This is a genomic window from Streptomyces sp. NPDC048411 (genome assembly GCF_040704695.1).
Taxonomy (GTDB): Bacteria; Actinomycetota; Actinomycetes; order Streptomycetales; family Streptomycetaceae; genus Streptomyces.
In genome coordinates this window covers 16,705-29,272 of the sequence record NZ_JBEZKL010000096.1, presented here as the reverse complement: position 1 = coordinate 29,272, position 12,568 = coordinate 16,705, and the positions used below count along the sequence as shown (strand labels likewise).

The following is a 12,568-nucleotide window of genomic DNA, read 5'->3' as shown; positions in this document are numbered from 1 at the left end:
CCACCACCTATAACACCACCCCCTTTTAAACACTCTTCCCCTCCCCCCCGCACTTCGTATCTCTATCACCGTTCTTTTGTCGGCGGCGGGCCCCGCAGGGGGGGCGGCGCCGGACGGGGACGTGCTGGGGGTGTACGGCGGATCATGGCCGGACATCCCCGGGGGCGCGGCCCGGGCTGTGCCTTCTCAGGTACGGCCCGGTCGCGCTCTCTGGGCCGTACCTCAGACGTTGACGCCGAAGTCCTGCGCGATGCCGCGCAGACCCGAGGCGTAGCCCTGGCCGATGGCACGGAACTTCCACTCGGCGCCGTTGCGGTACAGCTCGCCGAAGACCATGGCGGTCTCCGTCGAGGCGTCCTCGCTCAGGTCGTACCGCGCGAGCTCGGTGTTGTCCGCCTGGTTGACCACGCGGATGTACGCGTTGCGCACCTGGCCGAAGCTCTGCTGGCGGGTCTCGGCCTCGTAGATCGAGACCGGGAAGACGATCTTGTCGACGTCGGCCGGGACTCCGGCCAGGTTCACCTTGATGACCTCGTCGTCGCCCTCGCCCTCACCGGTGAGGTTGTCACCGGTGTGCTCGACGGAGCCGTCGGGGCTCTTGAGGTTGTTGAAGAAGACAAAATTACCGTCGCTGCCGACCTTGCCCTCGGCGTTGGTCAGCAGCGCGCTGGCGTCGAGGTCGAAGTCTCCACCGGTGGTGGTACGGGCATCCCAGCCCAGACCGACGATGACGGCGGTCAGGTTGGGCGCGGCCTTGGTCAGCGAGACGTTGCCGCCCTTGCTGAGGCTGACTCCCACGAGTCCTCCCATTGGTTTCTTGGGGGCCGACGACTGCCGGCGCCTCCACGTTGCGTTGGCATTCGGATCAACGACTGGATCCTAGTGACCGGTTCCCGGCCAAAACAGGCTTTTGGCCGGGGGGCGCCGGGAGATCGTCCGGAACACCGACGCGGGACCGTCCGGAACCGGATCAGATCGCGTCGAGGGCCTTGATGTAGTCGTTCAGGTCGCGCGCGTCCGGCAGACCGTTGACGACGGTCCAGCGCACCACGCCCTCCTTGTCGATGATGAAGGTGCCACGCACCGCGCAGCCCTTCTCCTCGTCGAAGACGCCGTAGGCCCGGGAGGTCGCGCCGTGCGGCCAGAAGTCCGAGACCAGCGGGTACTCGAGGCCCTCCTGCTCGGCGAAGACGCGCAGGGTGTGGATGGAGTCGTTGGAGACGGCCAGCAGCTGCGTGTCGTCGTTCTCGAACTGCGGCAGCTCGTCACGGAGGGCGCAGAGCTCACCCGTGCAGACGCCGGTGAAGGCGAACGGGTAGAACAGCAGCACCACGTTCTTCTCGCCGCGGAAGTCGGAGAGCTTCACGGTCCGGCCGTGGTTGTCCTTCAGCTCGAAATCCGGGGCCTGGGTACCGACCTCGATCGCCATGGAAACGCGTCCCTTCGCTGCTTCACCGGGCTGGGCTGTCCGGGTGGACTCCCAGCCTACGCAGAGACCTCGGCGGGCCTGCGGACAGGGATGTCCGCGGGCGGAGGACATGCGTACGGGCATGCGAAGGCCCCCGCAGGTGCACGACCGGCGGGGGCCTCGTGGTGAGTGCGGTTCAGCGCCTGGCTTTGGCCGACTTCGGGGTGACCAGACGGCTGCCCGTCCAGTCCTTGCCCGCATTGATGCTCTTGGTCTGGGAAAGACCGGCTGTCTGGCCGGCCTCGTTGATATCGCTCGGTTCGACGTAGCCTTCGCGGCCGGTCTTCGGCGTCATCAGCCAGATCACACCGCCTTCGTCGATCAGACCAATGGCATCCACCAGCGCGTCCGTAAGGTCGCCGTCCTCGTCGCGGAACCACAGCAGGACGACGTCAGCGACGTCGTCGTAGTCCTCATCGACGAGTTCCTGGCCGGTAGTGGCCTCAATGCCCTCACGGAGCTCCTGCTCGACGTCGTCGTCGTAGCCGATCTCCTGGACCACCTGTCCGGGCTCGAACCCCAGCCGTGCAGCCGAGTTGGTCCGTTCCTCCGCGTGGTCCGCGGTCGCGCTCACGGGTTGCCTCCTGATCTTGTTTCGGAAAATGCTTCAGCCACGCGCGTGCGCGGGGCGTTGGCCGTAGTCCACACGGGCGCGGCGGATCGCGCAAGTACCCAGCGTGCGAGACCGCCTAAACGGTGACGTTCCCTGCCACGTCGCCGCACGTTCGGCAGGTCCCTGACTGGGCTCCACACGGCCGTCCACACCCTTTACGTCCTTGCACAGCTTATGCCGTTTCGGTCCGCCAATCGGAGTCGAACAGCCTTTGGGAACGCTTGGACGGGTTGGGCGTATGGTTGCGGTTTGATCCAACCCGTCTGCCGGGCCGCCCTGGCGCACCGGCACATGATGTCTCCCCACCTGGCGGTTACCCCTCGGTAGAGATGACGTACGCGCCGTCGCGGTACACGATGGTGCTGGCGTACATGCATACATCCCGGGGGCATGCCTCCCGTAACCAGGCCCCGTAGAGCAGCACCGAACAGCGAAGGAACAGCGTGGCTTCCGGATCCGATCGCAACCCGATCATCATTGGCGGCCTTCCGAGCCAGGTCCCGGACTTCGATCCCGAAGAGACCCAGGAATGGCTCGACTCACTCGACGCCGCCGTCGACGAGCGCGGCCGTGAGCGGGCCCGCTACCTGATGCTCCGGCTCATCGAGCGCGCGCGCGAGAAGCGCGTCGCCGTGCCGGAGATGCGCAGTACGGACTACGTGAACACGATCGCCACGAAGGACGAGCCGTTCTTCCCCGGCGACGAGGAGATCGAGCGCAAGATCCTCAACGCGACCCGCTGGAACGCGGCCGTGATGGTGTCGCGCGCCCAGCGCCCGGGTATCGGCGTCGGCGGTCACATCGCCACGTTCGCCTCCTCCGCCTCGCTGTACGACGTGGGCTTCAACCACTTCTTCCGGGGCAAGGACGACGGTCTGGGCGGCGACCAGATCTTCTTCCAGGGGCACGCGTCCCCCGGTATCTACGCCCGCGCATTCCTGCTCGACCGGCTGAACGAGGCGCAGCTCGACGCCTTCCGGCAGGAGAAGTCGAAGGCGCCCAACGGCCTGTCCAGCTACCCGCACCCGCGGCTGATGCCGGACTTCTGGGAGTTCCCGACCGTCTCGATGGGCCTCGGTCCGCTCGGCGCGATCTACCAGGCCCGGATGAACCGCTACATGGAGGCGCGCGGCATCGCCGACACCTCCCGGTCGCACGTCTGGGCCTACCTGGGCGACGGCGAGATGGACGAGCCCGAGTCGCTGGGCCAGCTCTCCATCGCCGCCCGTGAGGGCCTGGACAACCTGACCTTCGTGGTCAACTGCAACCTGCAGCGCCTCGACGGTCCGGTGCGCGGCAACGGCAAGATCATCCAGGAGCTGGAGTCGCAGTTCCGCGGCGCCGGCTGGAACGTCATCAAGCTGGTCTGGGACCGCTCCTGGGACCCGCTGCTGGCGCAGGACCGCACGGGCATCCTGGTCAACAAGCTGAACACCACGCCGGACGGCCAGTTCCAGACGTACGCCACCGAGTCGGGCGCGTACATCCGTCAGCACTTCTTCGGGGACGACCCGCGGCTGCGCGACATGGTCAAGGACATGACCGACGACCAGATCCTGCACCTGGGCCGCGGCGGTCACGACCACAGGAAGGTCTACGCGGCGTACGCGGCGGCCAAGGCCCACAAGGGCCAGCCGACGGTGATCCTCGCGCAGACGGTCAAGGGCTGGACCCTGGGTCCGAACTTCGAGGGCCGCAACGCGACCCACCAGATGAAGAAGCTCACGGTCGAGGACCTCAAGCGGTTCCGCGACCGGCTGCACATCCCGATCACGGACAAGCAGCTGGACGAGGGCTACCCGCCGTACTACCACCCGGGCCGCAACTCGGAAGAGATCCAGTACATGCACGACCGCCGCAAGAGTCTGGGCGGCTACGTCCCGACCCGTGTGGTGCGCGCGAAGCCGCTGGTCCTGCCCGAGGACAAGACGTACGCGACCGCGAAGAAGGGGACGGGTCAGCAGTCGATCGCCACGACCATGGCGTTCGTCCGCATCCTGAAGGACCTCATGCGGGACAAGGAGATCGGCAAGCGTTTCGTGCTGATCGCGCCCGACGAGTACCGCACCTTCGGCATGGACGCGTTCTTCCCGAGCGCGAAGATCTACAACCCGCTGGGTCAGCAGTACGAGGCGGTGGACCGCGATCTGCTGCTCGCGTACAAGGAGTCGCCGACCGGTCAGATGCTGCACGACGGCATCTCCGAGGCGGGCTGCACGGCGTCGCTGATCGCCGCAGGTTCGGCGTACGCCACGCACGGCGAGCCGCTGATCCCGGTGTACGTCTTCTACTCGATGTTCGGTTTCCAGCGCACCGGTGACCAGTTCTGGCAGATGGCCGACCAGCTCGCGCGCGGCTTCGTGCTGGGTGCGACCGCCGGTCGTACGACGCTGACCGGTGAGGGTCTGCAGCACGCGGACGGCCACTCGCAGCTGCTCGCGTCGACGAACCCCGGCTGTGTGGCGTACGACCCGGCGTTCGGGTACGAGATCGCGCACATCGTCAAGGACGGTCTGCGCAGGATGTACGGCGAGAACAGCGAGGACGTCTTCTACTACCTCACCGTCTACAACGAGCCGATCCAGCACCCGGCCGAGCCGGAGAACGTGGACGTCGAGGGCATCCTCAAGGGCGTCTACCGCTTCAGGAGCGGCGAGAAGGGCATGATCCCGGCCCAGATCATGGCGTCCGGTGTGGCGGTCCCGTGGGCGGTCGAGGCGCAGCGGATCCTCGCCGACGAGTGGAACGTGAAGGCGGACGTCTGGTCGGCGACCTCCTGGAACGAGCTGCGCCGCGAGGCCGTCGAGGTGGAGCGGTACAACCTGCTGCACCCGGAGGAGGAGCAGCGCGTCCCGTACGTGACCCGGAAGCTCTCCGGCTCCGAGGGCCCGTTCGTGGCGGTCTCGGACTGGATGCGTTCGGTGCCGGACCAGATCGCGCGCTGGGTTCCCGGTGCGTACCAGTCGCTGGGTGCGGACGGCTTCGGCTTCGCCGACACGCGTGGCGCGGCCCGCCGGTACTTCCACATCGACGCGCAGTCGATCGTTCTCGCGGTGCTCACCGAACTCGCGAAGGAGGGACGGGTCGACCGTTCGCTGCTGAAGCAGGCGATCGACCGGTACGAGCTCCTGGACGTGACCGCGGCCGACCCGGGCGCGGCCGGCGGCGAAGCGTAGGCACGACCGGACAGATCCGAAGGGCGGCGGACCTCTTGGTCCGCCGCCCTTCGGCGTCAGTTCTCCCAGATCTTGAAGGCCCTGACCCGGTACGGGGACTGCGGCACCCAGGTGCCACCGCCCGGATAGGTCTCGAACTCGCCGGTCTCAGCGCACTCCGCCGACTGGTAGGTGGTGACGGGCCGGCCGGTGCGGTTGGCGAGCGCCTGGGCATGGTCGGCCGGTGGCAGCGCGACGCAGCTCTCGATGTCGATGGTGGAGAGTTCGTGGACCTGCCGGGCGCCGGTGAAGTCCGGCTTCTCCCAGAGGCAGAGCTGACCGCTTCCGCAGGCTCCGAGGCGGGCGGGTGCGGTGCGGGCCGCGGCCTGCGGGGTCGCGGAGTGGGCCGCGGCCTGCGGGGTCGCGGAGTGGGCCGCGGCCTGCGGAATCAGGGCTGTGACAGCCAGGGCGGCGGCAAGAACGGTCGTACGCATGGAAATCAACCCCCGTGGTGATACGAATCAGTTGCACGCACCCTGACCTGCCCGGCAGCACCCGGGGAAGGGGCTGCGGAGCACATCACCCTGATAGGCGACAGCCCCGCCGGAACGTTCCGGCGGGGCTGTTGTCCGCACTGTGTTGACGCCACGGGGGCGTCCCGACGAGCGGTCAGATGTGACCCGCGCCCGCGCCGGCCTCGGCGTTCGCACCGCGCTTGGTGAGGGTGGCGACCAGCGCGGCGACCACCGCGACGATGCCGGCGACCATGAACGCCGTGCTCATGCCCGACACGAACGTGTCATGGGCGACGTCCGCGATCTTCGCCGCGACCTCCGGCGGAGTGTTGCCGGCCACCGGCGGCACGCCGACCTCGACGGCCGAGGACGCGGCGTCCAGCTGCTGCGGCGCAAGGGGCGGAAGCTTCGCGGCCGCCCAGTTGTCGGCCAGCTCCGAGTCGACCCGGGAGGCCATGACCGCGCCCAGCACCGCCGTACCGAGGCTGCCGCCGACCTGCATCGCGGCCTGCTGAAGACCGCCCGCGACGCCGGAGAGCTCCATCGGGGCGTTGCCGACGATGACCTCGGTGGCGCCGACCATCACCGGGGCGAGGCCGAGGCCGAGCAGACCGAACCAGATGGACATGGTCAGGGTGCCGGTGCCGATCTCCAGCTGGGACATCCCGAACATGGCGACCGCCGTGCACACCATGCCGCCGACCAGCGGGACCCGCGGGCCGAACTTGGTGATCAAGGCGCCGGCGAGCGGCGAGGCGACAATCATCATCCCGGTCAGCGGCAGCAGGTGCAGACCGCTGTCGACGGGGCTCAGACCGTGCACGTTCTGCAGGTAGAAGGTGACGAAGAAGAGTCCGCCCATGAAGGCGAAGGCCATCAGCACCATCAGGACCACGCCCGCGGACAGCGGCACCGAGCGGAACATCGCCAGCGGGATCAGCGGCTCCCTGACGTTCTTCTGGGAGAGGGCGAACACCACGAACAGGGCCACCGCCGCCCCCAGGAAGCCGAGCGTCTTGAAGTCGCCCCAGCCCCACTCCGCACCCTTGATGAGCGCCCAGATCAGGCAGAACATCGCCTGCGACAGCAGCACGATGCCGCCGATGTCGAAGGAGCGCGGCGCGTTCTCGGCGCGGTGGTCCTTGAGGATCACCACGCCGAGCAGGAGCGCGATCACTCCGACCGGCACATTGATGAAGAAGACGGACTGCCAGCTGACGTGCTCGACGAGGACACCGCCGAGGATCGGACCGCCCGCCGTCGAGGCGCCGATGACCATGCCCCAGATGCCGATCGCCATGTTCAGCTTCTCGGCCGGGAAGGTGGCGCGCAGCAGACCGAGCGCGGCCGGCATCAACAGGGCGCCGAAGAGACCCTGCAGCACCCGGAACGCGATGACCAGGGCCACGCTGCTGGAGAAACCGATGGCTCCCGATGCCGCGGCGAAGCCCACGACACCGATCAGGAAGGTCTGACGGTGGCCGAACCGGTCACCGAGCTTGCCCGCGGTGATCAGGGAAACCGCGAGTGCGAGCATGTAGCCATTGGTGATCCACTGGACGTCGGCGAGCGAGGCCTTCAGGTCCTGCTGGATGGCGGGGTTGGCGATCGCGACGATCGTGCCGTCGAGCGCGACCATCATCACGCCGATGGCCACGGAGAAGAGCGTCAGCCAGGGGTGGCCGCGAAGCCCCTTGGCCGGGGCGGGAGCAGGAGCGCCCTGCGGCTCCCGCAACGGCTTTTCTGCGGTGGTCTGACTAGTCATGCGAGGGACACTAGTGTCAGCCGCTGACAGTTGACAAACCATTTCACAAGCCAGTAACTGTCATGTAGCTCACAGGTACCCTGAGCTGGCCAAAGAGACAGAAAGAGGACCACTCAGTGACCGATGTCGGGCGCGCCGCAGAGCAACCGACCGGGCTGCGGGAACGCAAGAAGCGACGCACCCGGGACGCCCTGCTGCACGCCGCCCTCGACCTCTTCACCACCCAGGGGTACGACGCGACCACCGTCGACGAGATCGTCGACGCCGTCGAGGTCTCCCAGCGCACCTTCTTCCGCCATTTCGCCGGCAAGGAGGAGACCGTCTTCGCCATCCAGGATCTGATGGAGTCGCACTTCCTCTCCGAGCTGCGTCGACGACCCGCGGCGGAAGCCCCTTTCGAGGCAATGCGCAGCGCGGCCCTGCGCACCTGGAACAGCATCGGCGAGGCGATCGAGGAGACCGTCACGGTCGAACTCCACATGCGTACGTACCGGATGATCGAGTCGACCCCTTGCCTGCTCGCGGCCCACCTGCGGCGCAGCCTCGACCTGGAGACCGAGATAACCGAGGTGATCGCCAGGCGCGAGAGCCTCGACATCCGGACGGATCCGCGACCGCGGGTCGCCGTCGCCGCGTTCTGCGGCGTGATGCGGGTGACCGGGCAGCTGTGGGGGCAGGGGCAGGACACGAGTGTGGAGTCGCTGCGCGCGCTGACCGAGAACTATCTGGATCAACTGGTCCCGGCGCTCGCGGGGAACTGGCATACGCCGGTCGAACCCGCGCCCGCACCTTCCGCCGAATAGTCGGCTCCGCCCCGGCCATGTGCCGAACACCTCATATCGGAGCATGACGGACTTCACAACTGCCGTACCACAACCAGCCCGAGCAGGACGGGAGCGGCGCGAAATCCGTCGGAGCGTACCGGACGTGCGCACGGAGCGTGAGGGAAACCCGCCCCAATTCCCTGCAAGCGAGTGATGTGTGTCACCCGGTTCACAGTGGTCGTCGCGCGTCTCCTAATGTGGGCCGGAGTGACTTCCTTCGACTCCTCCCCCACGCTCACCGCATGGCGCGCACTGCTCGCCGTCGCGGTCGTGTTCGTGATGCTGGCGACCACCGGCTGGACAGCCGTACGTCACCAACCCTCCCACGAGCCACGCGACATCGCACTCGCCTCCTGGGCGCGGGGACGGATAGCGGGTCGCCCTCTCCCGGACGCCGATGCACCGCCGTACCGGCTGGCGCAGTTCTTCGCCACGCTCACCGCCGCGCAGCGGACCGCGCTCGCCGACAGGTACCCGTTGGTCGTCGGCAATTTGAACGGCGCCCCGGTCACCCTGCGCTACCACGCCAACCGGCGGGCCCTGGTTCAGGCGCGGGCGGTCGAGCGGCGGCGCATGCATGACGTCAGGCTCTCCCCGGACGGCCGCGCCGAGGCGCTGCGCCGGATGGAGCGCTTCGGGTCGATGCTGGCCCACGGCCGGCATTTCCTGGCCTTCGACCCGTCCGGGAAGGGCCGAGCCGCCGAGGTGTTCGGTGACCTGGACAAGGCCGAGCGGATCTCGATGGTCGTGCCCGGTGTCGACACCAATCTGCTGACGCTGGAGCGGACCGGGCCGAAGGTCGACGCCGCCCCCGTCGGCATGGCGAAGTCGCTGTACGCGGCGGAGCGCGCCGCCCGCCCCGGCACCCGGACCGCCGTCATCGCCTGGGCCGACTACACCGCGCCCGCCGGCATCGGTATGGACGCTGCCCTGGGGAACCTCGCCGCGCGCGGCGCGGTCCGGCTCAACGCGCTCGTCGGCGCGCTGCCCGGCACGTCAAAGGTCTCGCTGTTCTGTCACAGCTACGGGTCCGTGCTGTGCGGTGTCGCCGCGGAAGAACTGCCGTCCCGGGTCACCGACATCGCGGTCGCAGGCAGCCCCGGCATGCGGGTGGAACACGCGGCGCAGCTGCACACCTCGGCCGCCGTCTGGGCGATGCGGGACCGCAACGACTGGATCCAGGACGTACCGAACATGGAGGTCGGCGGGCTCGGCCACGGGGCCGATCCGGTGGACCGCGGCTTCGGCGCGCGTGTCGTCTCGGCGGGCGACGCCAACGGGCACAGCGGCTATTTCGTGCCGGGCACCGAGAGCCTCCGCAACTTCGCCGCCATCGGCGTGGGTGCCTACGGCTCGGTGACCTGTGCGAGCGCCGACAGCGCCTGCCACAAGGGAATTTCCGGCGCCGAAGGCATGTGACGCGCGTAAAGAGCCGCAAGGAAGCATGAATTGCGGCATACGCCGAGGGGGGACGTGCGGGCAAGTGCCGCATACGATGAGGCACATGGGTGATGTGCTGGCGGGAATTCATGCCACCTGGGAGTTCGACACCGATTCCGTGCTCATACGCTTCGAACGGAGTATTCGCACGCCGAAGCTCTTCCAGAGCCTGCGTGAACGCCGCATTCCGCACGCGGCGTTGTCGTCGGTGACGCTGACTCCGGGCAAGCGGGGCACGGTGGTGCTGCATGCGGTGCCGAGGCCCGGTGCCGATCCCCTGCTGGAGGCTGCGGCAGGGCAGTTGAAGGACGGCTGCGATCCGTACCGGCTGGTGCTGCCCGCCGAACGCGAGACGCTCGCCGAGTACTACGCGGACGAGCTGCGCGCACTGCTCGGAGCGGACGCGGGGGAGCCCGCCGAACGTTTCATGGTCGCGGCCCCCGAGGCGCCGATGCAGTTCAAGGCGTACGACGGCCGGGCCAGCTTCGACGGGGACCGGATCTCCTTCCGCTGGTCCTGGACGGGTGCCTCCACGGCGAAGTGGAAGGCCGGCGACCAGACGTTTCCGGTCACCGAGCTGTGCGGGGTCGAGTGGCGGTCGCCCGAGGCGTTCGACGGCTACCTGCGGCTGGTCCCGCGAGGCGCCGGGAGTGCGGTTTCCGTGGCGGGCGCGGAAGCGGATGCGGCCGCGGAGGACGGGGCGCCCCGTACGGACGCCGCACCCGGCCCGCAGGCAATGACCCCGCGGCCCACCCAGGCCGATCAGGACCCCGCCGCGGTGATCTTCGGGCTCGGCTACGGCCCGGTGCACGAGTCGCTGCCGTTCGCCGCCGCCGTCCTGGAATCCGTACGCAGGAACCAGTCCGCACCCGTGGCGGCAACCACCGTCCTGGCGGGCGCGGGGCGCCGCGATCCGGCGGACATCGCCGAGCGGATCCGGCACCTCGGGGAACTCCACCGGGCGGGACTCGTGACGGACGACGAGTTCAGCGCGAAGAAGGCCCAGCTGCTCGCGGAGCTGTAGCGGCGGGCGTCGATCCTGCCACGCGACCGGATCAGTGGATGCGGGTGTTCGCCGGGCTGCTGGTGCTCATCGCCCCCGGTGAGCGCGCCGCTTCGAGGCGCCATGGCAGGCCGGAACACGGGCGAACCCCGCCGAACAGGGGCGGGGTTCGCCGTGTTCGCGCCGGGGATCGCGTAGCGGGGCCGGCCCGCGCCGCCGCCGTTACTCGCGCGCCGCCGACGTCGAGCTCATGTCCGGGTAGCGGTCCCCTGCGACCAGGCCGGCGATCGGCTCCAGCACGGCCAGCTCCTCCGGCGTGAGGGTGAGCCGGGTCGCCCCGACGTTCTCCAGCAGCCGGCTGCGCTTGCGGGTGCCGGGGATCGGCACCACGGTCAACCCGTGCACCTCGGCACGCTGCTGCACCCAGGCGAGTGCCACCTGCGCGGCCGTCGCCCCGTGCGCCGCCGCGATCTTGTGGACGGGCTCCAGCAGGGCGGCGTTCGCCTTCGCGTTGTCGCCGGTGAAGCGGGGCTGGTACTGGCGGAAGTCGCCCTTGGACAGATCCTTGGCGGCGTCGGCGAACGCTCCGGTCAGGAAGCCGCGGCCGAGCGGCGAGTACGGCACGAAGGTCACTCCGAGCTCGACCGCCGCGGGCACGGCGCTGCGCTCGACGTCCCGGCTGAACAGCGACCACTCGGACTGCAGGGCGGCGATCGGGTGCACGGCGTACGCCTCGCGCAGTTCCGCGCCGGTGACCTCGCTCAGCCCGAGCTGCTTGACCTTGCCCTGCTGGACCAGCTCGGCCATCGCGCCGACGGACTCGGCCAGCGGGACGGCCGGGTCCCGGCGGTGCATGTAGTACAGGTCGATGACGTCGGTGCCGAGCCTGCGCAGGCTGTCCTCGACGGCCCGGCGGATGTACGCGGGGTCGTTGCGCACCGCCCGGTACTGCGGGTCGTCGTCCCTGCGCTCGATGGCGAACTTCGTGGCGAGCGTGATCTCGTCGCGGTGCGCCCCGACGAACGGGGCGAGGAACGTCTCGTTGGCGCCGCTGCCGTAGATGTCCGCGGTATCGAAGAGTGTGACGCCGGCCTCCAGCGCCGCGTCCAGGGTGTCCCGGGCGGCGGCCTCGTCGGTGTCCCCGTAGAACTCGCTCATTCCCATGCAGCCGAGTCCCTGCACGCCCACCCGCGGGCCGCCGTTCCCGAGTTCCACGGTGTCGATCTTGTTGTCAGTCATCAGCCGCAAGGCCTTTCCGGCGCCCGTCGGGCACTCGCATAGAAGTCGATCTTGTGGTCGAGGACGGCGAGGGTGTCCTGGAGCTCCGCGATCCGCGTCCTCACGTCGCGGCGGGTCGCCTCCAGCAGCTCCTGCCGTTCCTCGAAGGTGTGCTCGCCCTCGCGCAGCAGCTCCGCGTACCGGACCATGTCGGCGACCGGCATCCCGGTCAGCCGCAGCTTGCCGACGAAGGCCAGCCAGTCCAGGTCGCGATTGGTGAAGCGGCGCTGACCGGTGTGGGACCGGTCGACGTGCGGCATCAGCCCGATGCGCTCGTACCAGCGCAGGGTGTGCGCGGTGAGCCCGGTGAAGGCGGCGACCTCACTGATGGTGTAGCGGTCCTGGCCCTCGGGGCGCGGATGCGCCTGCGAGGCCGAGGCGCAGACGTCCACCTTCACGGAAGTGCTCTCCATCACCGTCATGCCCTCCACGCTAGAACCTTGGAGTGCACTCTAAGCAAGCGCGAACGGGGACGGATTTCGGCGGCGGCCGCGCCACCCCCTCCGA

General features: G+C 68.9%; 11 protein-coding genes. 4 read left to right on the top strand and 7 right to left on the bottom strand.

All coding sequences use genetic code 11. The features are described from left to right. Window positions 1-222: 222 nt before the first annotated feature. The 3 genes from AB0915_RS27595 to AB0915_RS27585 all read right to left on the bottom strand — a co-directional run bounded on the left by AB0915_RS27595 (window position 223) and on the right by AB0915_RS27585 (window position 2,042). Window positions 223-798, bottom strand: coding sequence for a TerD family protein (locus AB0915_RS27595; protein WP_327119004.1), 576 nt, complete (start codon window positions 796-798; stop codon window positions 223-225). 172 nt (window positions 799-970) lie between these two features. Then, a complete protein-coding gene (locus AB0915_RS27590; RefSeq protein WP_366693641.1) occupies window positions 971-1,429 on the bottom strand; it encodes a peroxiredoxin in 459 nt (152 codons plus the stop codon). A gap of 175 nt (window positions 1,430-1,604) precedes the next feature. Then, window positions 1,605-2,042, bottom strand: coding sequence for a DUF3052 domain-containing protein (locus AB0915_RS27585; RefSeq protein WP_037696857.1), 438 nt, complete (start codon window positions 2,040-2,042; stop codon window positions 1,605-1,607). A gap of 482 nt (window positions 2,043-2,524) precedes the next feature. On the opposite strand from AB0915_RS27585, the gene aceE reads away from it, so the two are divergent. Continuing rightward, the gene (aceE, locus tag AB0915_RS27580) at window positions 2,525-5,257 is read left to right on the top strand and encodes a pyruvate dehydrogenase (acetyl-transferring), homodimeric type (protein WP_366693640.1); all 2,733 of its coding nucleotides are present in this window, start codon (window positions 2,525-2,527) and stop codon (window positions 5,255-5,257) included. A gap of 56 nt (window positions 5,258-5,313) precedes the next feature. On the opposite strand, the gene AB0915_RS27575 is transcribed toward aceE, so the two are convergent. Then, window positions 5,314-5,730: a peptidase inhibitor family I36 protein gene (locus tag AB0915_RS27575; RefSeq protein WP_366693639.1), complete on the bottom strand. Its 417-nt coding sequence runs from the start codon at window positions 5,728-5,730 to the stop codon at window positions 5,314-5,316. Between the two features lie 175 nt (window positions 5,731-5,905). Further along, window positions 5,906-7,516, bottom strand: coding sequence for an MFS transporter (locus tag AB0915_RS27570; RefSeq protein ID WP_366693638.1), 1,611 nt, complete (start codon window positions 7,514-7,516; stop codon window positions 5,906-5,908). A 116-nt stretch (window positions 7,517-7,632) separates the two neighbouring features. On the opposite strand from AB0915_RS27570, the gene AB0915_RS27565 reads away from it, so the two are divergent. The 3 genes from AB0915_RS27565 (at window position 7,633) to AB0915_RS27555 (ending at window position 10,804) form a co-directional block, all read left to right on the top strand. Next, window positions 7,633-8,319 carry a TetR/AcrR family transcriptional regulator gene (locus AB0915_RS27565; protein WP_366693637.1) on the top strand — a complete coding sequence of 229 codons (687 nt, stop codon included), beginning with the start codon at window positions 7,633-7,635 and terminating at the stop codon, window positions 8,317-8,319. A gap of 228 nt (window positions 8,320-8,547) precedes the next feature. Next, window positions 8,548-9,759 (top strand): alpha/beta hydrolase, encoded by a 1,212-nt coding sequence (locus tag AB0915_RS27560; RefSeq protein WP_366693636.1) that lies wholly within the window; start codon window positions 8,548-8,550, stop codon window positions 9,757-9,759. A gap of 85 nt (window positions 9,760-9,844) precedes the next feature. Next, window positions 9,845-10,804: a DUF4429 domain-containing protein gene (locus tag AB0915_RS27555; protein ID WP_366693635.1), complete on the top strand. Its 960-nt coding sequence runs from the start codon at window positions 9,845-9,847 to the stop codon at window positions 10,802-10,804. A gap of 201 nt (window positions 10,805-11,005) precedes the next feature. On the opposite strand, the gene AB0915_RS27550 is transcribed toward AB0915_RS27555, so the two are convergent. Both AB0915_RS27550 and AB0915_RS27545 read right to left on the bottom strand, forming a co-directional pair. Then, a complete protein-coding gene (locus tag AB0915_RS27550) occupies window positions 11,006-12,022 on the bottom strand; it encodes an aldo/keto reductase (RefSeq protein WP_366693634.1) in 1,017 nt (338 codons plus the stop codon). Beyond that, window positions 12,022-12,483 (bottom strand): MerR family transcriptional regulator, encoded by a 462-nt coding sequence (locus AB0915_RS27545; RefSeq protein WP_366693633.1) that lies wholly within the window; start codon window positions 12,481-12,483, stop codon window positions 12,022-12,024. Before AB0915_RS27545 ends, AB0915_RS27550 begins: the two co-directional genes overlap by 1 nt. Window positions 12,484-12,568: the final 85 nt, after the last annotated feature.